Origin of the sequence: Microbaculum marinisediminis (assembly GCF_025397915.1) — a bacterium.
GTDB classification, from domain to species: domain Bacteria; phylum Pseudomonadota; class Alphaproteobacteria; order Rhizobiales; family Tepidamorphaceae; genus Microbaculum; species Microbaculum marinisediminis.
The window spans coordinates 135,877-157,416 of the sequence record NZ_JALIDZ010000009.1 but is presented as its reverse complement, the minus strand read 5'-3'; the positions used below and the strand labels follow the sequence as shown (position 1 = coordinate 157,416).

At 64.0% G+C, this 21,540-nt stretch carries 21 protein-coding genes; 13 read left to right on the top strand and 8 right to left on the bottom strand.

Annotated elements, in window-relative coordinates:
* Nucleotides 1-136 precede the first annotated feature (136 nt).
* The 4 genes from MUB46_RS18990 (at nt 137) to MUB46_RS18975 (ending at nt 4,103) form a co-directional block, all read left to right on the top strand.
* Nucleotides 137-931: an IclR family transcriptional regulator domain-containing protein gene (locus MUB46_RS18990; RefSeq protein ID WP_261617533.1), complete on the top strand. Its 795-nt coding sequence runs from the start codon at nt 137-139 to the stop codon at nt 929-931.
* Nucleotides 932-1,134: 203 nt separating this feature from the next.
* Entirely contained in the window at nt 1,135-2,169 is a 1,035-nt protein-coding gene (gene dctP / locus MUB46_RS18985; RefSeq protein ID WP_261617532.1) for a TRAP transporter substrate-binding protein DctP, read from the top strand.
* 114 nt (nt 2,170-2,283) lie between these two features.
* On the top strand, nt 2,284-2,763 hold the full coding sequence (locus MUB46_RS18980) for a TRAP transporter small permease subunit (RefSeq protein WP_261617531.1): 480 nt from the start codon (nt 2,284-2,286) through the stop codon (nt 2,761-2,763).
* The gene (locus MUB46_RS18975; RefSeq protein ID WP_261617530.1) at nt 2,760-4,103 is read left to right on the top strand and encodes a TRAP transporter large permease; all 1,344 of its coding nucleotides are present in this window, start codon (nt 2,760-2,762) and stop codon (nt 4,101-4,103) included. The genes MUB46_RS18980 and MUB46_RS18975 overlap by 4 nt, the downstream gene beginning before the upstream one ends.
* 199 nt (nt 4,104-4,302) lie before the next feature.
* On the opposite strand, the gene MUB46_RS18970 is transcribed toward MUB46_RS18975, so the two are convergent.
* From MUB46_RS18970 to MUB46_RS18960, 3 genes are read right to left on the bottom strand one after another with little or no spacing between them, the layout of a single operon-like run.
* Entirely contained in the window at nt 4,303-5,346 is a 1,044-nt protein-coding gene (locus tag MUB46_RS18970; RefSeq protein ID WP_261617593.1) for a 2,5-dihydroxypyridine 5,6-dioxygenase NicX family protein, read from the bottom strand.
* 53 nt (nt 5,347-5,399) lie between these two features.
* Complete coding sequence (locus MUB46_RS18965; RefSeq protein ID WP_261617529.1) at nt 5,400-6,146, bottom strand: SDR family NAD(P)-dependent oxidoreductase; 747 nt, start codon at nt 6,144-6,146, stop codon at nt 5,400-5,402.
* A complete protein-coding gene (locus tag MUB46_RS18960; protein WP_261617528.1) occupies nt 6,143-7,075 on the bottom strand; it encodes a LysR family transcriptional regulator in 933 nt (310 codons plus the stop codon). The genes MUB46_RS18965 and MUB46_RS18960 overlap by 4 nt, the downstream gene beginning before the upstream one ends.
* A gap of 78 nt (nt 7,076-7,153) precedes the next feature.
* Here MUB46_RS18960 and MUB46_RS18955 point away from each other — a divergent pair, with 78 nt between their 5' ends.
* The 5 genes from MUB46_RS18955 (at nt 7,154) to MUB46_RS18935 (ending at nt 11,504) form a co-directional block, all read left to right on the top strand.
* Nucleotides 7,154-7,969, top strand: a complete 816-nt coding sequence (locus MUB46_RS18955) for an alpha/beta fold hydrolase (protein ID WP_261617527.1) — start codon at nt 7,154-7,156, stop codon at nt 7,967-7,969.
* Nucleotides 7,970-8,057: 88 nt separating this feature from the next.
* The gene (locus MUB46_RS18950) at nt 8,058-8,969 is read left to right on the top strand and encodes an ABC transporter substrate-binding protein (protein WP_261617526.1); all 912 of its coding nucleotides are present in this window, start codon (nt 8,058-8,060) and stop codon (nt 8,967-8,969) included.
* 10 nt (nt 8,970-8,979) lie between these two features.
* A complete protein-coding gene (locus tag MUB46_RS18945; protein WP_261617525.1) occupies nt 8,980-9,777 on the top strand; it encodes an ABC transporter ATP-binding protein in 798 nt (265 codons plus the stop codon).
* On the top strand, nt 9,777-10,682 hold the full coding sequence (locus MUB46_RS18940; protein ID WP_261617524.1) for an ABC transporter permease: 906 nt from the start codon (nt 9,777-9,779) through the stop codon (nt 10,680-10,682). Before MUB46_RS18945 ends, MUB46_RS18940 begins: the two co-directional genes overlap by 1 nt.
* 39 nt (nt 10,683-10,721) lie before the next feature.
* On the top strand, nt 10,722-11,504 hold the full coding sequence (locus MUB46_RS18935; protein ID WP_261617523.1) for a VOC family protein: 783 nt from the start codon (nt 10,722-10,724) through the stop codon (nt 11,502-11,504).
* Between the two features lie 62 nt (nt 11,505-11,566).
* Here the strand turns inward: MUB46_RS18935 and MUB46_RS18930 are convergent, their stop codons facing one another.
* From MUB46_RS18930 to MUB46_RS18915, 4 genes are all read right to left on the bottom strand, one after another.
* Nucleotides 11,567-12,754: a serine hydrolase domain-containing protein gene (locus MUB46_RS18930; RefSeq protein ID WP_261617522.1), complete on the bottom strand. Its 1,188-nt coding sequence runs from the start codon at nt 12,752-12,754 to the stop codon at nt 11,567-11,569.
* A 162-nt stretch (nt 12,755-12,916) separates the two neighbouring features.
* Nucleotides 12,917-13,675 carry a GntR family transcriptional regulator gene (locus MUB46_RS18925; RefSeq protein WP_261617521.1) on the bottom strand — a complete coding sequence of 253 codons (759 nt, stop codon included), beginning with the start codon at nt 13,673-13,675 and terminating at the stop codon, nt 12,917-12,919.
* Complete coding sequence (locus MUB46_RS18920) at nt 13,672-14,871, bottom strand: CaiB/BaiF CoA transferase family protein (RefSeq protein ID WP_261617520.1); 1,200 nt, start codon at nt 14,869-14,871, stop codon at nt 13,672-13,674. Before MUB46_RS18920 ends, MUB46_RS18925 begins: the two co-directional genes overlap by 4 nt.
* A gap of 38 nt (nt 14,872-14,909) precedes the next feature.
* Nucleotides 14,910-15,428 carry a MaoC family dehydratase gene (locus MUB46_RS18915; protein ID WP_261617519.1) on the bottom strand — a complete coding sequence of 173 codons (519 nt, stop codon included), beginning with the start codon at nt 15,426-15,428 and terminating at the stop codon, nt 14,910-14,912.
* Between the two features lie 325 nt (nt 15,429-15,753).
* On the opposite strand from MUB46_RS18915, the gene MUB46_RS18910 reads away from it, so the two are divergent.
* From MUB46_RS18910 to MUB46_RS18895, 4 genes are all read left to right on the top strand, one after another.
* Complete coding sequence (locus MUB46_RS18910; protein ID WP_261617518.1) at nt 15,754-16,869, top strand: TRAP transporter substrate-binding protein; 1,116 nt, start codon at nt 15,754-15,756, stop codon at nt 16,867-16,869.
* Nucleotides 16,870-16,919: 50 nt separating this feature from the next.
* Nucleotides 16,920-17,483, top strand: coding sequence for a TRAP transporter small permease (locus MUB46_RS18905; protein ID WP_261617517.1), 564 nt, complete (start codon nt 16,920-16,922; stop codon nt 17,481-17,483).
* Nucleotides 17,484-17,528: 45 nt separating this feature from the next.
* Nucleotides 17,529-18,821, top strand: coding sequence for a TRAP transporter large permease (locus MUB46_RS18900; protein ID WP_315902762.1), 1,293 nt, complete (start codon nt 17,529-17,531; stop codon nt 18,819-18,821).
* 182 nt (nt 18,822-19,003) lie between these two features.
* Complete coding sequence (locus MUB46_RS18895) at nt 19,004-20,416, top strand: amidase (RefSeq protein WP_261617516.1); 1,413 nt, start codon at nt 19,004-19,006, stop codon at nt 20,414-20,416.
* A gap of 177 nt (nt 20,417-20,593) precedes the next feature.
* Here the strand turns inward: MUB46_RS18895 and MUB46_RS18890 are convergent, their stop codons facing one another.
* Nucleotides 20,594-21,403 carry an IclR family transcriptional regulator gene (locus MUB46_RS18890; RefSeq protein ID WP_261617515.1) on the bottom strand — a complete coding sequence of 270 codons (810 nt, stop codon included), beginning with the start codon at nt 21,401-21,403 and terminating at the stop codon, nt 20,594-20,596.
* Between the last annotated feature and the right edge of the window lie 137 nt (nt 21,404-21,540).

Here is a 21,540-nt window from a genome sequence, read left to right as displayed (position 1 = left end):
TCGACCGGCGCGCAGCAGCCCCGCCGACCCGTCATCCACTCGTGGCGTGAACCTGAAAAATGGCCCGACCCTTGACAACCTCGTTTCCAGGGTTGTTCGCTATGAGAACAGGGGGGTGCCCGAGAAGGATTAGGACGTGTCCCGGCCATACAAGGACGTGCGCTCGCTGGCGCGCGGGCTGCAGATTATCGAGGCACTTGGGGAACTGGGCTGGACGTCGCCGCAAATCCTGAGCAAGGCCGTGGGGATCGACCGCACAACGGTTTACCGGCTGCTCAGCACGCTAGCCGATCAGGGCTATGTCGTCCGCCGCGAGGAGGATGGTGCGGTCTCCCTGACCTCCAAGCTGTCGCAGATCGCGGACGGGATCAAAACCAATGACCTGCACGCGCAGATCGCCGCCCCCTATATCCGCGAACTGACCTCGGAGATCCTGTGGCCCAGCGACTTCGCCAGCTTCATCCTCGGCGAGGTCGTCATCCGATACTCCACCCACAAGATCAGCCCGATGTCGATCCATCACGCGATGATCGGCAAAAGCCGGCTATTGCTCCGGTCCGCGCTGGGCAAGGCGATCATATCGGCGATGACCGAACGGGAGCTGGAGGCGATCCGCGCGATCGTCTGTACCACCGGTGGCCAGGATGCGGAGGACCTGCGCAGCGAGTCCTTCGTCCGACGCACCATCGAGAAGGTGCGCCGGGACGGTTTCGCCAGTTCCGTGGGGGAATCCGAGCGCAAGATCAGCGCCATAGCCCGGCCCGTTCTCAGTTCGAACGGGCATGTGCTCGGGGCTCTGAACCTTGTCTACTTCACGACGGTCATGACCCCCGAAGAAGCCGCCAGGCGGTATATGGAGCCGTTCTCGGCCTGTATCGGCGCTATCGAGAAGGCGATTGCCGCCGAGAGGGCGGCACTGGCGGGAACCTGACGCGGCGCGTCGGGTCTCCAGGCGGCGTTCTCTAGATTCGCCGGCAAATGACCTCCTGTAGGGGAAGCTGCGCCCGTGCACGGGCCGGGTTTGTGCGCACAGTGCACTACGGTCTCCGGCGTGTTGCATGACGGCTATGTCCCGGGTCGTATTGCGCCCTGTTCCGAGAACGGGCTTTACCGACAAAAAGGAGGAGGGTCTTTATGACCAATCACTGGAAAACGTTCGCCGCGGTTGGACTTGCCGCGTCGCTGACGGCATTCGCCGGAAGCGCGGCCGCCGACGACGACAAAGTCTACACCCTGCGCTATCAGGTCTCGCACCCGTCGAACCAGGCCTACGCCACCAAGAACGGCGAAGGTTTCCGCAAGCTCGTCGAAGAGATGAGCGACGGCCGCATCAAGTTCGAAGTCTATGATGCCGGTGCACTGGTATCGGTCACCGGGATGCTTGAGGCGGTCGATCAGGGTGTGCTCGACATCAGTCAGTCCTGGGGCGGTTTCTATAGCGGTGATATTCCGGAGGCGGACGTCGAGGTCGGGCTGCCGCTCGCCTGGCAGGAGCCCTGGGAAGCCTACGACGCCTACTTCAACCGTGGCCTCAAGGACGTCATCGAGGAAGCCTACGAGAGCCGCTTCAACGTCAAGTGGTTCCCGGCGATCATCAGCCTTAACTACGGCATCGCCCTGCGCGAGCCGATCGAGAGCCTCGAGGATCTCAAGGGCAAGAAGATCCGGGCAGTCGGCGTTTACGGCGAACTGATGCAGAAGCTCGGCGCGTCGCCGGTCGTGGTGCCGGGCGCGGAGCTGTACACGGCGCTTCAGCTCGGCACCATCGATGGCATGGTCTACGGCCCCGCGGCCATCCACGAGCAGGACCTGCAGGGCTTCGTGAAATCGATGATCCTGTCGCCGAACCTGAATACCGGCGTGGGCCACTGGGTGGTCAACCGCGATACCTGGGAGTCTCTGCCGGAAGACCTTCAGGAGGTGATCGAGTTCGCCGCGTACTACGGCAATCTCGCGCAGACCATGAACTACTCGGCGGTGGAGACCGAAGGCGTGGGCACGATCAAGGCGGCGGGCGTGACTCCGGTCGAGCTGTCCGAGGCGGATCGCGCCAAGATGAACGCCGTGGCGCTTGAGCTGTGGAATGAAATCGCCACCCGTTCGGAGCTGGCTGCCAAGGGCGTCGAGATCGTCAAGCAGCAGCAAAAGGATTACGGCGAGCTTGATTGATCAAGGGTTTCCCGGGCGGCCGCTGGCCGCCCGGGACGGTCCGCAACGTCCCGCGAGGTCTGTGAAATGAGCATGCCGGATCCGACGAGCGCGCCGGGCGGAAAGACGACTTTCTTGGACCGTTTCAGCCAAGGCGTCGCCACGGTATCGTCGTTTCTGCTGGGCGCCATGGCGCTGGTCGTCGCCTACGAGGTGGGCTCGCGCTATTTCTTCGGCCGGCCGACGATCTGGGCCTGGGACGTCAACGTCCAGTTGATGATGGCGATGATCATGCTGGGCATTGCCGACGTCTATCGGCGTGACATGCATATTCGCGTCGACGTGTTCACCAGCAGGCTCTCCGAGCGGGCCCGTGCCTGGCTCGACGTCCTCTACGCCCCGCTGCTGCTGTTCATCGCGGTCATCATCCTTTGGACCGGCTGGGAATATTTCTACAAGGCCTTCTTGCGGGGACAGCGCGCTTCGACGCTGCTCGCGCCGCCGCTGTGGCCGATCAAGTTCCTGCTGCCGCTGTGCGGCGCCCTGCTTGCGGTACAGGTCGTCGTCAAGTTCTTCCGCGACCTGCGTGTCGCCCTCGGAAAGGCACGCGCGTGAGTCCCGAACTAGCCACGATCCTGATCTTCGGCAATCTGATCCTGTTTCTCGCGACGGGCCTGCCGGTTGCATTCGCTCTGATCGGCGTCTCGCTGATCTGGTCCCTGCTGCTGCAGGGAACCGTCATCCTGCACCTCCTGCCGGCGACGATCTTCGAGACCTCGACGACCGAGATCTATATAGCCGCGCCACTGTTCATCCTGATGGCGGTTGCGCTCGAGAAAACCGGCATCGGCGCGATGCTCTACGAAGTCATATACAAGTGGACCGGCGGCGTGCCGGGCGGATTGGCCGTCGGGACCATCATAGCCTCGACGCTTGTCGCCGCGATGACCGGCATCGGCGGCACGGCGGTACTGGTGCTCGGCATTCTGGCCGTGCCCGAGATGATCCGCCGTGGCTACGACGTGCGGCTTGCGCTCGGCGGTTTGCCGCCGGGCGGCGCGCTCGGCATCCTGATCCCGCCCACGGTGATCGGCGTCCTGCTGGGCGGCTTCACGGGCATCCCGATAGGCAGCCTTTTCTTTGGCGGCATGGTGCCGGGGCTCCTGATCGCATTGTGTTTCTGCATCTATGTGCTGGTCATCTGCGCCCGCGACCCGTCGCTGGCCCCGCCGATTCCGAAGGACGAGCGTCCGACGCTGCGGGAGAAGATCCGCGCCACGGGTTTGATCGTGTTGCCGGTCGGATTGATCGTGCTCGTGCTCGGCGCGATCTGGACGGGCGCCGCGACGCCGTCGGAGGCTGCCGGCATCGGCGCATTCGGTACGCTTGTCATCGGGCTTGCGCGCGGTCAGCTCGGCCCGAAGCGCATGAAGGAGGTCATGGTCACTTCCGGCCAGGTTTCCGTCATGGTGATGACGCTGTTGATCGGTGGCGCGCTGTTCTCGCGCCTGTTGCAGTTTTCCGGTTCGGCCAATCTCATTGCCTCCTACATCATCGGCATGGAGCTGGGCGTCACGGAGATGCTGCTGGTGTTCATCGTCCTTACGACGCTTCTGGGAATGTTCATCGACGGCGCCGCGATCATTTTCATCGTCAGCCCGATCCTGATGCCCGTGGTCCAGATGCTCGGCATCGATCCGGTCTGGTTCGGCGTGATCCTGATGATCTCGATCGCCGCGGGATACGTGACGCCGCCGTTCGGCATGAATCTCTTTTATCTCAAGGGAATTGTTGAACAGACGAAAGACATGCCCGGGTGCGATCGGCTTCGGGGCGTTACGATCGCCGACATCTGGGCCGCGGTCCTGCCCTATGTCGTGATCATCTACCTGGTGATCGGCCTGGTCCTGGTGTTTCCGGAGCTGGCCACCTGGCTCCCGACGCAACTGCGATAGCGGGCGCGCACGGGAAACGCCTTCAAAAGGCCCGTTGTCCTGTTCGCCTCGCTATGCCGTTGGCCGCGGCGTGGAACGGGCCATCGCCTCCGGCTCTCCCGCTGGTGGAACCGAAGCGACAGCACCCTGCCGGGCCTTCCCGCCGTCGACTGCTCGTTGGACAGGGGCGACACGGCTGAAGGGGCGCCGCTGGCGCGCCCTACAGGTACGGCTCCTGAAGCCGCCCTTCACGTACGACTGTTTGTCCGTCCAGTTCGACGGTGCATGCGCGCATCGGAAAATCGAAATGGCAGGGCGTATATCGATTGGCGAACTCGTTGGCGCCGGTCGAGATCAGGAAATTGCCCTCGACGGCCCGCAGCTCGGTCCCATTGATCTCGTTCTTGTCGTACATCATCAGGGAGTCCCAAGTAGCCCCGGGATTCAGCCCCCAGCCGACATGCGCGATCGTGTAGGCGACGGGATCGTTCCACGCGGCGAAGTACGAGCGCAGCGTGACGGCATCGAGCCCGTCACCTGATATTTCGACAACGATGTCGTTGTCGATCATCAGTGTCACGGGGGTCTCGATATACCGCTTGAACGTCAGGTTGACGTCGCCGACATCGAGAACGACGCGTCCGTTGACGCTCCCCGCCAATGGAAAGCACAGGGCAAGCCCGGCCGGCCAATAGGCGATCGGAACATTCGGCCCGAGGAATCCCGCCCCGCCGCGAACCGGCGCGCCTGCGATGTCGACCGTCAGGTCCGTTCCGGCCGACGACGTCACATGCATGCGTTTGCCCTCGGCGAGCCGCTTGAGAGAGTAGTCGACCCTGTCGGCCAACTTCGGGTCGGGCCGGCAGCGCTCCAGCACCTCGGGATGTTCATTCGAAATCATGTAGATCCGGCCGCCGGCCTTCAGCACCTCCTGCCGTACCGGGCTGTGCAGCAGCCCCTCGACGGTGACATCGACGATCAGTGCGCAGCCCGCGATCGCATTCAGAAGCATCCCGTAGTCATCATAGGCGGCGGCCGTGCCGGTAGAGCGTATCGGCTGCACTGTTCTGACCGCGGCGCTGGGCACAGTGACCGTGACGACGCGCGCTCCGCACAAGCCAAGACCGAGCTCCGCCAGCCTGACGAGGACGGGATTCGACTGGCTCTCCGAGACGATCGCGACCATCTGGCCCGGCTCGACGCCCGAAAGCTGGAAGCTCTCGTGAAACATCTTCACCCATTTGAGATCGAGGTTGGCTTCCATGGGCACGATACGGTTCCTTCAATGGCAAGAAGTCCAGGCCGGTAAGCGAGACATCAGGCGGGCAGGCTCTTGCCGCCGTCGACAAGTATGCACTCGCCGGTGACGAACCCCGCCCGCGGTGAGGCGAGGAACGCCACAGCCCAGGCGACATCGTCTGGCCGGCCTGCGCGGCCAAGCGGCTGTTTCGCGGCGAAGGCTTCGAACTGCTCGTCGTTCAGGGCGGACCTGGACAACGGCGTGTCTATGAAGCCCGGAAGGATCGCATTGACGGTAATGCCGCGGTCCAGCAATTCGGCCGCCATGCTGCGGGTCAGCGCGTTCACCGCCGCCTTCGTCGCGCCGTAGTGGGATATACCCTTTCCGCCAAGCGCGGCCCGCGACGAGATATTGATGATCCGTCCGCCGTCCCGCATCAGCGGCAGGGCGCATTGGCAGCATGTCATTACGCCCAGCAGATTGACCGAGATCAGCCGCTGGAATTCGTCCCGAGGGACGTCTTCGAAAGAGAGCTGCGACATCGTGCCGGCGCTGTTGACGAGCACGTCGCATCGCGTGATCTGGTCAAAGGCCTGCCGCACGGAGGCCTCGTCGCTCACGTCGCAGGCGATGCCGACAGCGTGGCCGCCTACCGTTTCGATTTCGCGGCGGACTTCGTCGGCGGCCTGCTGGTTGCGATTGAGCAGGACAATCTCGAAACCTTGGCCGGCCAGTTCCAGCGCAATGGCGCGGCCGATCCCGCTCGCCCCGCCCGTTATCACGGCGACCCGCGCGGACGATTCCGCTGACGAGCGCTGCGTCATTGGTTGGCTCCCGACAAGACGCGCGCCCGTTCGTCGCTGCCTAGCGTGTCGCGCAGATGGGCGAGGAAGGCTTCGGTCGATGGAGATGCGGTCGATCCGGCGCGGCGAAGCACCACGACATCCCATGGGATCTGTATGCTTGGGACGGAGAGTATCGCGATTTCATTCAACTCGACTTCCTGCATAACCAGATATGGCGGTACGAGGCTGACATAGAGACCGCTTCGCAGCAGGGCCTTGATGCAGCCGCCCGAGTTGGTCTCGACCCTCACGTCAGGCTGCCGGAGGCCAAGGGTGTCGAACGTCGTCTTGACGCTGTGCCACAGCATTCCGTCGCTCGGGGGAAGTACCCACGGAAAGTCGAGGAGATCTCCGGGGCGTACATTCCGGGAATGGGCGAGTGGGTGGTCGGGTCGAACGACGAAACGAAATTGACCGCTAAACAGTGGTTCGGACGAAAGCTCGTCGGAAAGCGGGAACGCCGGATTCGTGGTTACCGCGAAATCGAGCCGACCGCTCTCGACCCCTTCAGTCAGTTCGTCGAATAGCCCCTCCAGTAGCGACACAACGATCTTCGATCTCTCCTGCAGAAAGCTCGCGAGTGCTTCGGACACCAGCGACGTCGCAAGTGCAGGACCGACGCCAAGCCGGACTTCGCCCTGTGTGAGGGTGCGCAGCCCCAGGATCTCGAGGCGCGCGCGATCAAGTTCGTTGCTTATGACTTCAGCCCGCCTCGCAAGGGCGTCGGCATAGGTCGTCGGCTCCACGCCCGTCGGCGTTCGGTTGAACAGCGTCACCTTCAGCTCGTCTTCGAGGCGACGGATTGCATTGCTGATTGCCGGTTGCGACACGCCCACCTGTCGACTGGCCTTGCCTATGCCGCGGCGTCGATAGACGGCCAGAAACTGGAGGAGGGTTTCAGAGTTCACGACTCATAACTGTGGATTATGCCCTAGGCGTAACGTGCATACTTGTAATAATGAGTTTTCCCGCTGCATTGTCAATTCATGAACGTTGAGACCGTTGACATTCTGGGCTCGCCCGCCCTCGTCGCCGATGTTGTTGGCGATGGTCCCGTCGTGATTTTCGTCCATGGCATTGGAGGCAATCGATCCAACTGGGCCGATCAGCTTCGCAGTTTGTCCGGAAACTACCGGGCGGTCGCCATTGACCTCCGCGGTTACGGAGACAGCCAGGATCCGGCCGGGTCGCTCGATTTTTTCGACTTCGTCGAAGACATTTCGCGGACCCTCGAATTTATAGGCGCCAAGAGGGCTCATCTGGTCGGGCTGTCCATGGGAGGGCTCGTCGTACAGGCCTTCTACGCCCGCCATCGTGCCCGCACACTCAGCCTTACGCTGGCGGCCTGTCGGCCCGGCGACCGGCCGGTGTTCGACGATCCCAAGAGGTTCGCGGCCGAACGCATTTCGTCGACAGCGAGCGGGGAGGCTGCCATAACGGTGGAGAAGATGCTGCCGCGCCTGCTCGGCCCGAATCCGTCGGCGCACGCGACACGGACAATACGCGCCAGCCTCGAAGCCCTGCACCCGGAAGCCTACCGCAAGACGATGGAAGCGCGGTTGTCGATCGCGCCGTTCCTCGACATGTCGACGATTGATGTACCTACGTTGGTGGTCGCCGCGAGCCACGATGCGGTGGCAGCTACTACGCAGATGCGTGCGATCGCCGATCAGATCCCCGGCTGCCGATACGAAGTCGTCGACGATGCCGGGCATCTCATGAACATCGAGAAACCCGACGAGTTCAACACGGTACTCGCATCGTTCCTCAACACACACGCAACGCTCGAACAAACGGTCTGAAACTTAATCAATGACGCCCGGCAGAGGGCGCAACAACGAAGGGGATGAAATTATGAAATGGGTTCTTCCCGCTATCGCAGCCGTTGTCATGAACGTGACAGCCGCTCATGCGGAACCAAAGACGATCGCGATCGCCAATTTCGGCGATCATCCGGCGCTCCAGCTGGTGATCGACGGCCTGAAGGAGTCGATGGCCGAACGGGGTTACGACGACGTTACCTTCACCTATGATCAGGTGAACTGGGAGCGGAACGTCATTCCGCAGATGCTGGCGAAGATCGCTGCTGACAAGCCCGATGTCGTCGTGACGATCACGACGCCGGTGACGCAGACTGCGGTGCGGGCTTTGCAGGACCCCTCTATCCCGGTTGTCTTCGCCGCCGTGCAGGATCCGGTCGTCGCCGGCCTCGTTCCCGACTGGAGCACCGCCGCCCCGAACATGACCGGCGCGTCCAATCTGGTCGACATGGATGGCACGCTGGCCTTCGTGAAGGAACTGATGCCGGATCTCACTCGGCTCGGCGTGCCTTACAATCCCGGCGACGACGCCGACAACGCGCTGCGCGAACGTCTCGTCGAATTTGCGCCGAAGCATGGCATCGAGCTGGTGCTGGTCGGAGTAGACAACGTCAACGATCTGCCGCAGCGCATCCAGTCGCTGAATGGCAAGGTGGATGCGATTTACGTCTTCCCGTCCAACCTGTTTCAGCCTGCGACGGCCCAGATTGCCGCGATCGCGGAACGGATCGGTGTCCCGGCCTTCAACGGCCTGCCGGCGCCCGTCGAGAAGGGCGAGATGCTTGCGTCCTACTCGGTAGACTGGCCGAAGATCGGCGCAAGCGCGGCCGGTATCGTCGACCAGGTCTTCAAGGGAAAGAAGGTCTCGGAAATTCCGCCGACGGTGCCGACCCCTGCCGATCACAGCGTCGTCATCAGCAAGCCGCAGGTTGAGCGCTGGGGCGTAACGGTGCCCGACGCCTACGCCGACAGCGTTCAGTGAGCCTGGACTGATGGTGCAAACCCAGTCCGCCCTTGCAGTCTCGGACGTTTGGAAGACCTTCAACCCCAACACGCCGACCGAACGCCATGCCCTTTGCGGGATCGACCTTACCCTTGCCGAGGGCGATTTTACGGTGGTGATCGGCAGCAACGGGGCGGGGAAGAGTACGCTTCTGAACGTTGTGGCGGGCGAGGTTTCCCCCGACACGGGGCGGGTCATCATCGGGGACGACGACATTACGCTCGCCCCCGTCCACCGTCGGGCCCGGTATGTGGCGCGCGTGTTTCAGGATCCCTCGCAAGGGACCGCGGCCGGGTTGACGGTCGAGGAGAACCTTTCGGTTGCCCTGAAGCGCGGTCAGTATCGAACCTTGACCTACTCGCTGACGGGCGCCCGTCGCAAACGGTTTGCCGAAGCGCTGGAACCGCTCGGTCTCGGCCTGGAAGACCGGCTTCAGACCCAGGTGGAGATGCTTTCCGGCGGGCAGAGGCAGGCACTGTCCTTGATAATGGCGTGCCTTCAGCACCCCAAGGCGCTGGTGCTTGACGAGCACTGCGCCGCGCTCGATCCCAGGACAGCGGAAGCGGTCATGGCAGCGACAATCCACGCCGTGGAAAATTCGCGCATCACGACGCTGATGATCACCCACAACATGCAGCACGCGATCGATTGCGGGAACCGGTTGATCATGATGCATGAGGGCAAGATCGTGTTCGAGGCCTCCGGCGAGGAGAAGGCGAAACTGACGGTCGAAGCTCTCGTCGAGCGGTTCCACCTCTCCGACGACAAGGCGCTTCTGGTGCAATAATGATCGATTTCATAAGTGGCTTCTGGAGCCTCGTGCCGGTAACGCTGGCGCAGAGTCTGGTCTACGGGTTCGTCGCGCTCGGCATCATGATCCCGTTCCGATTGCTGAACTTTCCCGATCTGACATGCGAAGGCGCGTTTCCACTGGGCGGATGCCTGTGCGCCGCCTTGCTGGTTGCCGGCGTTCCGCCTTCCCTCGCGTTCATGATCGCCGTCGCGGCCGGTTTCCTTGCCGGGTGTGCGACCGCGCTCATCCACCTCAATCTGCGCATCAACACGCTCCTGGCCGGCATCCTGATGATCACGATGCTGTGGAGCCTGAACCTGCGCATCATGGGCAAGTCGAATACGCCACTGTTCACCGAGGCGACGTTCTTCGACAGCATCTTTCCGAACTTCAACGTCGATGTGCTGTTGCAGAACAGCATCTGGCTTCCGGTCGTGGTCGCGGTCGTCCTGCTGTTGAGCTGGTACTTGCGCACCGACAGTGGCCTGGGGCTGCGGTCGACCGGTGCGAGCAGCGCAATGGCGCGGGCGAACGGGATCAACACCTGGCAGATGACGCTTCTGGGCGTCGGTGCCGCCAACGCGTTCAGCGCCTTCGCCGGCGCCTCGGTCGCGCAGATCCAGGGCTACGCGGATGTGGCAATGGGGTTCGGCGTGCTGATCAACGGCCTCGCGGCGTTGATCATCGGCGAGGCGATCGTCGGTCGCTCGAGCGTCGGGCGACAGGTCGCTGCCCCGTTCGTCGGCTCGGTCGTTTACTACCAGGTGATCTCGGCAGGTCTCGCGGCCGGCGTGAACCCCTCCGATCTGAAACTCGTAACCGGGTTGTTCGTCCTCGTGATGCTCGCGATGTCCTCGCGACGCGGCGGTTTCAGGTCCGAAGCCAAACTGAACGCCTGAGCCGTAGCGATGCCGGCGCGACGTGAAGATACGGACCGCTTGCCTGCCATCCTCGGGCTGGACCATGTGATGGTGATGGTCGGCGATCTCGATGCGGCCTCGGCGGAAGCGGAAAGCGCGGGATTTACCCTGAGCCCGCCCAGTGTCATGCCCGGGCTGGTCAACCGGTTGATCTGTTTTGCCGAGGCCCCGCCCGGTGCCACCAGTTTCATCGAGTTTCTTCAGATTACCGACAAGGCGCAGGTGCCTCAGGCGGTTCTGGAGGTCCTCGGCGAGCGCCTTGGACCCGCCGCGATCGTCGTCGCCGTCGACGACATGGCGCGGTACTGCGCGCACCTGGATGCCATCGGCATTGGCCATTCGGGGCCGATGTCGATCCGCCGGCAATGGCCGGTCGGGGAGGGCAGGATCCTGGACGTTCATCTGGAGGTCGTCCTGCCCGACCCCGCGGAACTGCCGGTGCCCTGCGTCACGGTTCGCCACCACACGCCGCTTCACTACCGCCGACGCGAGTTCGTCACCCATGCCAACGCAATGGTCGCGATGCCAGCTGTCGCTGTCCAGGCGCCCGATCCGGGCGCCGCGGCAGCCATTTTAGGCAGACTGTTCGGCATCCGGCCTACGGAAGTACCGGATGGCTCCATACTGGAAATGGGCGGTACCTTCATCGTCATTCGGAATGGCCCGCCGGGCATTGTCGGGGCCTGTGTTTCCGAAACCGGCAATCGCGATTCAGTCGTTCTTGCGCCGCAATCTTCCTGGGCACCTTTCCAAACGCTTTCGGGACTGCAGATTGCGCGGTCGAATGAACGGGGCGTGTGAGCGCTGAAACCATAAGGCCGCATCGCCCCGCTGTCGGGGCGATGCGTGGTCGCGGCCGCGGCCTATTTGCCGAGCGCCAGGCAGACGGCCTTCACCTGGGCCCGGCGCAGCGCGGGGATCAGGGAGGCGGCGGCTTGCGTGTTGATGGAGAAGGTCACGCTGCGCCGGCCGTTACGGCTCGCCGCGACGAGTTGCGTATAGCCGAGGATAGACCCGGTATGGCCGTAGACGGTGCCGCACCGCGTCTTGTAGCGGAACAGGGCGAGCCCGGCCGCGTTCCGGCCCGGACCGGGCGGGCTGGATTGATCTCCGGCGCGAAACCGGAACTGCGCCCTGCGGGCCGTCCGGCCGAACAGGTCGCCACCGACATAGGCGCCGACATAGGTCGACAGGTCGGCAGGCGAGGCCACGATCCCGCCCGATGCCCAGGCATAGCCGCCAAAGGCGATTTCGGTACTCACGTCATCGTATGAGCCGTCGGCCTCGATCGAATAGCCGTGCATGTAGGGACGCGGCATCGCCGCGCGGTTTTTCAGTTCCGCGCGCCTCAGCCTCAGCGGCCGGTAGATCCGCTGCTTGAGAACCTTCGCGTAGGGGTCGCCCGCCGCCTTTTCGACCATGAGGCCGACGACGATATTGTCTGAATTCGAATACGCGTAGGCCGTGCCCGGCGCGAAGGCGAGGGGCTGGTCCTCGACGAACGACAGCAGCGTGCGCGGCGGCGGCGCCCGATGCGGCGAGGCGGCGATCGTCGGTCCGAATTTCGGGCTTTTGGCGAAATCGGGCAGTCCGCTCGTATGGTTGAGCAGGTCGCGCAGGCTGACCGGGTGCCAGTCGGCGGGCAGGTCGGGCAGGACGGTTCCGATGGTATCGTCGAGCGAAAGCGCGCCGTCGGTGACGAGGGCCAGTGCCGTGGCGCCCGAGAACGTCTTCGAGACACTGGCGATCCGCATCGCGTCGCCGGCGCGCGGACGCCGAAATGGGCGGCAGGGCAAGTCGGCCGGCAGCGTGCACACGGTCGCGGTGCCTGCCGTGAAGACCTGGCGCTTGCCGCCGCGCCGGACGACGACGATCGCGCCGGGCGGGCCGTCTGGCCGCATCACGAGCCGGTCCAGCGCCAGCTGCACCTGTTGCGGCGTCGCGCCGGCGGGCCCGGCCTCGGCCTGCGTGCCGGAAACGACGGTCATGAGCAGCGCACCGGCGGTGGCGGCCTGTCCGAGCGCGGCGGATTTCAGTAGTCGAGCGATCATGCGGAACCCTTCGGAAGCTGTCGGAGGCCCACACTAACCGTGTCTGATTAGGAACTGGTCAACGGCGCCAGTCGAAGTGCACTCGGGCGCCGATGCACCCATTTGGCGGAGTCATCGTGAACCGCGAGACAGTGTCATAGCCGTGGGAACGCGCGGTGATGTCTACCCCGCAGCGTCCCGCGTCAGGCGCATCGCAAAAGAATATCGGTCCGCCGGGCTCACGCTGACCGCATACTCGAACACCTCGCCGTCGTCGCCCACGTAGCAGCGCTCGATCCTCAGCGCCGGGCTTCCCGGCGCGACGCGCAGCTTGCCGGCGAGCGTTTCGTCCACGTTGACGGCGACGATCTCTTGTCGGATCTCCATGATCCGCACGCCATAGCGCTGCTCTATGAACCAGCCGATGGCGCCTTCGCGCTTCCCGATATCGTCGCGAATATCGGCATAGGCGGCCAGGACATAAACCTCGCTCCAGGCCAGCGGCAACGCTCCAGTGTCGTCGCTCGGCACCCGAAGCGCTTCGAAACGGACCAGCTTCTGCCCGCGCTGAAACTGGCCACGTTCTGCAAGGCGTGCGTCGGCGACCGTGTCCTCCGAGGTCACGTCGACGAGGGAAGTGCCCGTGGCGAAACGCAGCAGGTCATCGAACGACGTCAACATGTGGCTGTAGCCGCGCGACGGCGTCTGCGAGACGACGCGGGTGCCGACCCCTTGGCGCCGGGCGACGAGGCCCAGCCCTATAACTTCCCGGATAGCCTCGCGCACCGTGTGCCGGCTGACGCCGTACTGTATGCACAGCTCGGCTTCGGTCGGAAGCAGGTCTCCCACGGGGTAGCGACCGGTGGTGATGTCGTCGATAAGCCGTCGCGCCACAAGGATGTAGCGCGGCTGGGTCTTGCCAATCAGTGCAGTGTCACTCATCCCACACCAGTATCCAAAAGCCGCAACCGGGTCTCGGAATCATAGCCGAGTTCGTCCAGTAGCGCTTCTGTATCGCCGCCGAGCGCGGGGCCCGGGGATGCCGGGGGCGCTTCGCCGGGACACTGGATCGGACTCGCCAACATCCGGAACGTGCCGCCGCCGGGCTGCGACAGATCCTGAATGCGACCGCGGTTGGCGACAAACGGGTTGTCCAGGGCCTGCGCCACATCGTTGAGCGGCGCCGCCGGCACGGCGCCGGCAAACACGGCCATCCACTCCGCCGTGGTTTTCTCCGACAGTACGTCGTCCAGCATTCCCGTCAGCGCCTCGCGGTTGCGAAGCCGGTCGGAAAACTGCGCGAACCTTGGGTCGATTGCCCATTCGGCACGCCCGATCTTGCCGCAGAGCTCCTCCCAGAATTTTTCCTTGTTGCACATCAAATAGATCCATCCGTCCTTGGTCATATATAGCTGACAGGGAGTCAACGACGGATGGGCGGAGCGGGGTTCCCGCCCCTGATTGTGGCCGGACGCCAGGTACCACGTAGCCAGGTAGTTCAGGTTGAACACCGCAGTGTCGAACAGAGTTACGTCCATATCGCGGCCACGGCCGGTCTCGCGCGCCTGGTGCACGCCCGAGACCACGGCCAAGGCCAAGTAGGCGCCTGCCATGAAGTCGACGATCGACAGCCCCATGCGGGCCGGTGGGCTGCCCGGCTCGCCGGTTACCGCGAAATAGCCGGCCTCCGCCTGCAGCAGGTAGTCATAACCGGGCCACGCTGCGCGCTCGCCCTCGCGCCCATACCCCGTCAGGTGCGCGCATACGATGGACTGCTTGACCTTGCCGAGGTGAGCGTAGGTCAGACCAAGCTTGTCCTGGACATCGCCGCGATTGTTGCACGCGACGGCATCGGCAGTTCGCACCAGGTCATGGAAAACGCGACGACCGCCGGCGCGACTCAGGTCGAGTGCGATGCTGCGCTTGTTTCTGTTGAACGATTGGAAGAACAGGCTCGATGCCGAGCTTTCGCCCCCGTCCAGGAAATGCGGGCCGACGCTGCGCGCCACGTCGCCGCCGAGCGCGGGATTTTCCACCTTGATCACGTCGGCGCCCAGGTCGGCCAGATGCTGGGTTCCGAAGGGCCCAGCGCCGTACTGTTCCACCGCGACAATCCTCAGTCCCGCCAGCGGCAACATGGGAATCCTTTCCATCGTTATGCCGAACGTATGGCGGTTCAGCCTTCAGCTGCGTCGTCGACCGCGTGGCCACGCTTGGGAACGAGGAACGTGCGAACCATCGAAATGACCTGCGTCCCATCCGCCTTGAGTCCCCTGGTCTCCACTGTGACGACCCCGGCGTTCGGACGCGAGTTCGATTCCCGGGCCTCCAGCACCTCGCTCTCGGCGTAGAGCGTGTCGCCGGTGAATACCGGCGCTATCAGTCTGATCTCCCTCCAACCCAGGTTGGCGATCGCCTTCTGACTTGTGTCGCTGACGCTCATGCCGACGACGACCGCCAGGGTCAGCGTGCTGTTGACCAGCATCTGGCCGAACTCGCTCCGGATCGCGTACTCGGCATCGAAGTGCAGCGGATGCGTGTTCATCGTCAGCAGCGTGAACCACGTGTTGTCCGTCTCCGAGAGTGTCCGGCCGGGGCGGTGTTCATAGACATCGCCAACGCGGAAGTCCTCGAAGTGGCGACCGATATCCTCACGATAGCGGTTCGGTCCGACCTGTTTGTGGCCCTGTGTCATCGACGACTCTCCCTGATTGGGCGCGCGGGAAAACTGATGTGATCCACCGCACCGTCGCCACCCGCAGGGCGTTTCCGCGAAAGACCGCGGGTGCGATCCCGCGAATTCGTCTTGCGAGCAGCCGCGGCGCACATGGTGCGACCGGAGACCGGCGGGAGGCTGCAGCCGAGTTCGCTGCTTTGAACTGGATCATCGTGTACATGCGGCGTATTGACTTATACGGATATCCGTACAAATATGGCTGCGCCGTGTCAACGTGTTTCCGCATCGAGCATGAGCCGCGCCCTACAGAACACGGCCCAACAGAACACGGAGGAAAACGACGATGAGGAATTCTCTAAGCCGCGCCATCGCATGCGTTTCCGCATGTTGCGCCGTCCTTCTGGCCGCTCCGGTATCGCAAGCCGAAGACCTGCAGCGCGTCACCATCCGCGTCTCCGCAGACATTCCCGGGCCGCCGTTTCCGACCGCACTTGCCATGGAGCGGTTCAAGGAACTGGTCGAAGAGGCCTTTCCGGAAGGAAGCGAGGTCCGGAACTTCTATGCGGGCTCGCTGTACAAGGATGCCGACGCCATGGCCGCGCTGAGCGAAGGCAACCTGGAGATGGGCTGGTTGCTGGCCGGAAAGACGGCGAGCGTCGATTCCTGGCTGGGCATGGTTGTCCAGCCCGGGGTGCTGACGACCGTGGCCGCCGTCCACGAGCTCGAAAATCTCGAGACCGGGAAGATGCTGCTTGAACGGCTTCGCGAGCGCCACAACATCGAGCCGTTCGGGTTTTCGGACCTGAGCTTCTCCCTCGGGATCGCGGGCAAGAACCGCCTTCTCGCGCTCGACTCGATGCAAGGCAGTAAGATCCGGACCTTCGCCCCGGCCATCAATCCGGCCGTCGAGTCCTGGGGCGCGAACCCTGTCGTCATGGGCTTCGGAGACGTGCCGAGCGCTCTGGAATCGGGCGTGCTCGACGGTGTCGTCACATCGATCGGCGCCTGGCGGTCCATCTCCGAGCAGACCCCGTACTTCACGATCGCGGGTATCGGAACGATCACGTTCGACTCCTATTGGGTCGGCGCCAGCGGGGACTGGTGGGCCGGGCTCAACGAGCCGACTCGGAACAAGCTCGCCGAATTCGTCGCGGAGGCCATGCAGTTCCACGACGAGTTGAGCTGGTGCAACGATCGCTTCTCTATCGAAGCGTTTGCCGCCAAGAGCCTGTCCGACCCGGGCATCTACGCCGCCGGTGCCGACGAAGCCCGGCCGTTGCAGGAAGCCATCGGCACCAATGTTGCCGAGTTCCTCAAGAAGGACTTGCCGGACGAAGCCGATACGTGGATCGACCGATATCTCGAGGAGGGTCGGGAAGCGTCGAAGCGGCTTGGCCCTGGCACCGACCCGCTCGAAAAGCTGGATTGTGCGCAATACAGGGACATGCTGAAGGGATAGGCTGAGACGGCGTCCGGCCCGGCAGGCGGACTTAACCTCGGGAGGCATCGGTGCGAAGAGCGTATCTAGCCTGGCGAGCATTCGAGGAGCGGTTCCTGCAATATGCGGCCGCAATCCTCCTGCTGGGACCCACGCTTCTCGCCATCGTCGAGGTGGTGCGCCGCTACGGGTTCGGCGTGTCTTTCCCCTGGCGGCAGGACGCCGTCACCTACGGCATCCTCGCGGCGATCTTCCTGTTCTTTGGCATCACCCAGAGCCGCGGATTGCACTTGCGGGTGACGCTCCTGCCCAGCCTGCTCCGCGCCAAGGGTGGCCGGACGGGACGGGCCGCGGCGGAGGTGGTCGAGGCCGCCGTCGCAGCCGTCGGATTGCTGTTTTGCGCCTTCGTGGCGTGGCACGGCATTCCGGTTGCCCTGCGCATGATCGAGACCGGACGGATGACGCAGAGCCAGATCATTCCCCTCTGGCCGTTCTTCATCGTGTTCCTGGTGGGGATGGGCTTTATGGCTGTCAGCTTCTTCTTCCAGCTCTACGCCCAGATCCAGTCCATGCGCGGCGTAAATCTCGGGTCGCCGTACGTCGAGGGCACGGACAGGAACGGATCGATTCTTTAGTTCTGTGCGTGGCCGCAGGCTTCCAGTTCAGTCGGAGTTCCTACCATAGCCTCCTTCTTCCTCATTGCCGTCAGCCTAATCGGGTCCAGCGTGACCATCGGGGTCGCGCTCGGGGTGACCAGTATCCTGTTCATTCTCACGGACCCGATGCTGGACGCTCGCACCGTCGCGCAGAGCTTCTTCTCTTTTCTCGGAAGCTTCAGCCTGATGACCGTGCCGCTGTTCATCTATGCCGGCTTCCTTATGGAACGGACGGGCATGGTTCGACAGCTATTCGGCTTCGCCGAAGCGCTGGTCAGCCGGATCGTCGGCGGCTTCGGCCTGGCTACGGTTGCCACCTGCGTCATGTTCTCGGCGATCTCCGGCTCCAGCGTCGCTGTCGCATCGGCCATGAGCCTGATCGCCGTACCGGAGATGCGGGCGCGCAACTACCCCGACTGGCTTTCCGCCGGAATCGTTTCCTCCGGTGGCGGCATCGGGTTGCTGATACCGCCCAGTCTGTCGCTGATCATCTACGGTATCGCGACCGAGACCTCCATCGTCCGGCTCTTTTTCGCCGGGATCATTCCGGGACTGTTGCTTGCGGTGGGGATGGCGACGCTCATCGTCGTCGTGGCATGGCGGACTCCGAGCCTGACTTCGGGGCGCTTCTCTGGCCAACGCCTGCGCGAGAGCACCGTGGCAGCATTGCCCGGCCTCGGCATGCCGGTCCTTGTACTGGGGGGGCTATATGGGGGGCTTTTTACGCCTACCGAGTCCGCGGCGGTCGCGTGCGGTTACGCGATGGTCTACGGCCTCGCGACGCGCCCGCGGGAATTCCTGCGCGAACTGCTTCCCGTCACCGCGCGGGCGGTCAATCTGACGGCTGTCGTATTCTTCCTCATGGGCAGCGTCGGCGTTTTCCAGTTCGTAGCCGCCAACCATGCCTGGCCCCAGAAGATCGCCGAGGCGGTCGTGGCCCTGGAGCTGGGCGCCCTGCCATTCCTGTTCGGCTACCTGTGTGTTCTGCTGCTGCTCGGCATGTTTCTCGACGGCATCGCCATGATCCTCCTGACGGTCCCCGTGGTGTTTCCCATCGCCACGTCCGTCGGCGTTGACCCGGTCCACCTCGGAATCGTCGTGACCATGGGCGTGGAGCTCAGCGTCATCACGCCGCCGGTCGGATTCAACCTGTTCGCCGTCAGTGGCATCGCAAAGATCCCGATTCAGACTGTACTGCGCGGAGCGATGATTTTCTTCGTTTCGGACCTGCTGGTGACGGTCGCTATTATCGTGTTCCCCGCCCTGTCGACGTGGCTTCCCGAGTTGCTGGTCTCGGGATCGCCCTTCGGCGGATAGCTCGTAGGAAACGGACGCATCGCGATGCACCACACGGAAGACGAACCGATCATTGGATCGGGCGGCGAAACCCCGGCAACTGAGGCGCAGGACACGAGGTTCGCCCGCCGGCCCAGTGACGGGGCGCCCGAGCGCCCGTTCCTGGTCGTCCTCGAATGCTTTGCTGGAGCCGGGGAGGGGGCATGACCGCCACATGCGACCTAAGCCTGGTGGAGGCTGCGGGTGCGCTTGCCCGCGGCGAAATCACGGCGGGCGATCTCGTGGTCTCGTGCCTGGACCGCGTCACGGCCCGCCAGTCCACGCTCAACGCCTTTATCGATGTCCGTCGCGAGCAGGCGCTGACTGCTGCCGCCCGGTCGAACGCGGAGCGGCGACGGAAGCGAAACCCGAGCCGCCTCTCAGGGATCCCGCTTGCCCACAAGGACATGTTCTTCCGTGCCGGCGAGGTCTCCACGTGCGGATCGCGGATCCTGACCGGCCATCGGCCGACAGTGACGGCAACGGTGCTGGAGCGGTTGGATGCGGCAGGTGCGCTTGATCTCGGGACCCTGCACATGAGCGAATTCGCCTTGGGGCCGGCCGGCCAGAACGCCCATTTCGGCCATTGCCGCAACCCGCATGATCCCGATCGCATCTCGGGCGGCTCGTCCAGCGGTCCGGGCGCCGCGGTGGCCGCGGGCATGGTCTTTGGCGCCCTGGGCTCCGATACCGCCGGGTCCATCCGCCTGCCGGCGGCCATATGCGGCGTAGTTGGTCTCAAGCCGACCAACGGCCGTCTGAGCCTGTACGGGGCGATGCCCCTGTCAGCCTCGCTCGACACTGTCGGCGTCCTTGCTCGCCGCGTGGCGGATTGTGCGTGGCTGTTCGACGCCATCGCCGGCCCCGACAACAGGGACCCCGGGTGCACCGCGGTGCCGCACCGGCCATGCGCTCCGAGCGCGATACCCGGCAGCCTCTCCGGACTGCGGATCGGCCGACCGGTCGACTACTACTTCGACGGATTGGACGACGATGTCGCCGAGATCACTGGCTCCGCGCTCGATACCCTGTCGCATCTCGGCGCTGAATGCGTCGAGGTCAATATCCCCGAGCATGAGCCCATCGCCGATGCGGCGTCGATAATCATCACCTGCGAAGCCGCTGCCCTACATGCCGAATGGCTTGCCACGAGGCCGGAGGATTATGGCGTCCCCGTGCGCGAGCGCATCGAAGCCGGTTTCGGCCACTCCGCTCCCGACTATCTCCGGGTCCTGTCCGACCGCGGCCATCGGGTCCGGCGCATTGCCGAGCATGTCTTCGGGCTCTGCGATGTGGTTGTGGCCCCGGTCCTCGACATCGGCGTCCCGACGATCGCCGAGGTCGATGTGGCCGGCGGCCCCGATTCACTCCGCACCATTTCGCGGCTGAACCGCAAGACGCGCACCATCAACTACCTCGGCTTTCCCGCGCTCGCGGTGCCGGCGGGGAGGGACGCGCGGGGCATGCCGGTGGCGGTGCAGTTCATCGGCCGGCCATATGACGAGTCGCTGCTGTTCCGCGTCGCCGCCGCGTTCGAGGATGCCCGTGCGTTTTCGGGCGTGCCCGTTTCGGCCTGATCCGCTGACTCCGCGACAGACCTGCCGCAAGCGGGCGCTGTCGCGCCGATGACGTTTGACGCAAACCTGTTGGTTGGAACTTAGACTGTCACGATCCGCCCGAGGTGGACGGAAGGCCCGACCTTCACAAATGGCCAGCCGCCGATTCGAGAGGCGTCCAGTCTGATCGATACGCGGTCAGGGCTGTATTTGCGCGCCGATTTCCGCTGCCGCCTCCAGCAGGGCCGGCAGTTGCTCGGGCTGCCCGTTCTTTCTGGGGGCGAGCCGAGGGGTCAGGGTCGTGATACTGACGCTCGCTATGAAATTGCCGCCCCGATCGAATACCGGGGCGCCGAGGCCCGAGAGGCCGACGATGTAGTCGTCGACGGCCAGCTCCCAGCCGCGGGCACGGATTTCGGTGGCCGCGGCTTCAAGCGCCGCCGGATCGATTTCCGTGAATGGCGTGTACTTCGGCAGCGGTCCGCTAACGGCGGCGGCGCGTTGCGCCTCGGACAGGTTGGCGAGCACGACCCGCGGCCCGCCGGCGCAGTTCATCGAGATCTGCGTTCCGATGACGGCCGATCGAACGTCGATTTCCTTGTCGAGGGTCTTCACCCGTTCCAGGCAGAGGGCCATGCCACGATAGTACCCCCAGAGAAACGACGTAGCGGAGGTCTTTTCCGTCAGGCGTGCCAGCGCCTGCGCCGCGACGTCGCGCAGGTTTTCCCCGTAGGAAACGGCCGGCATCAGCGTCAGGACACCGGTGCCGAGCGCGTAGGTCTGACGGCGTTCGTCGGCCTCGATGAGATCCAGCGTCGAAAGCGTATGCAACAGCCGCCTTGTGGTGCTCTTGTCCAGGCCCGTTCGGCGCGAAAGTTCGGTGAGCGACAGGTGCATCTCGTCCGCCGAAAACACGCGTAGCAAGGCGACGGCACGTTCGACCGAGCGGACGATCGGCACCCCTGGTTTGTCGGTAGACCCGTTCTTCGAGCGTTCGTTGGTCGGCATGTCCCATCCGCTTTCATGAGTCTATGTATCACAGTGTGACACATCGTGCCACTGCTTGACACGATTAAAACACGCTTGTCATACTGCGAGCCTGATCGGAACGCTTCCGATGAGCCCGTGTTGCTTTGACGGCGGAC

Excerpts from the sequence above, each read along its gene's own strand:
- MUB46_RS18890 (WP_261617515.1), bottom strand. The coding sequence starts at position 21,403 with ATGCCGACCAACGAACGCTCGAAGAACGGGTCTACCGACAAACCAGGG.
- MUB46_RS18955 (WP_261617527.1), top strand. The coding sequence starts at position 7,154 with ATGAACGTTGAGACCGTTGACATTCTGGGCTCGCCCGCCCTCGTCGCC.
- MUB46_RS18915 (WP_261617519.1), bottom strand. The coding sequence starts at position 15,428 with ATGACACAGGGCCACAAACAGGTCGGACCGAACCGCTATCGTGAGGAT.
- MUB46_RS18970 (WP_261617593.1), bottom strand. The coding sequence starts at position 5,346 with ATGGAAGCCAACCTCGATCTCAAATGGGTGAAGATGTTTCACGAGAGC.
- MUB46_RS18945 (WP_261617525.1), top strand. The coding sequence starts at position 8,980 with ATGGTGCAAACCCAGTCCGCCCTTGCAGTCTCGGACGTTTGGAAGACC.
- MUB46_RS18950 (WP_261617526.1), top strand. The coding sequence starts at position 8,058 with ATGAACGTGACAGCCGCTCATGCGGAACCAAAGACGATCGCGATCGCC.
- MUB46_RS18920 (WP_261617520.1), bottom strand. The coding sequence starts at position 14,871 with ATGTTGCCGCTGGCGGGACTGAGGATTGTCGCGGTGGAACAGTACGGC.
- MUB46_RS18925 (WP_261617521.1), bottom strand. The coding sequence starts at position 13,675 with ATGAGTGACACTGCACTGATTGGCAAGACCCAGCCGCGCTACATCCTT.
- MUB46_RS18965 (WP_261617529.1), bottom strand. The coding sequence starts at position 6,146 with ATGACGCAGCGCTCGTCAGCGGAATCGTCCGCGCGGGTCGCCGTGATA.
- MUB46_RS18895 (WP_261617516.1), top strand. The coding sequence starts at position 19,004 with ATGACCGCCACATGCGACCTAAGCCTGGTGGAGGCTGCGGGTGCGCTT.
- MUB46_RS18930 (WP_261617522.1), bottom strand. The coding sequence starts at position 12,754 with ATGATCGCTCGACTACTGAAATCCGCCGCGCTCGGACAGGCCGCCACC.
- dctP (WP_261617532.1), top strand. The coding sequence starts at position 1,135 with ATGACCAATCACTGGAAAACGTTCGCCGCGGTTGGACTTGCCGCGTCG.
- MUB46_RS18910 (WP_261617518.1), top strand. The coding sequence starts at position 15,754 with ATGAGGAATTCTCTAAGCCGCGCCATCGCATGCGTTTCCGCATGTTGC.
- MUB46_RS18940 (WP_261617524.1), top strand. The coding sequence starts at position 9,777 with ATGATCGATTTCATAAGTGGCTTCTGGAGCCTCGTGCCGGTAACGCTG.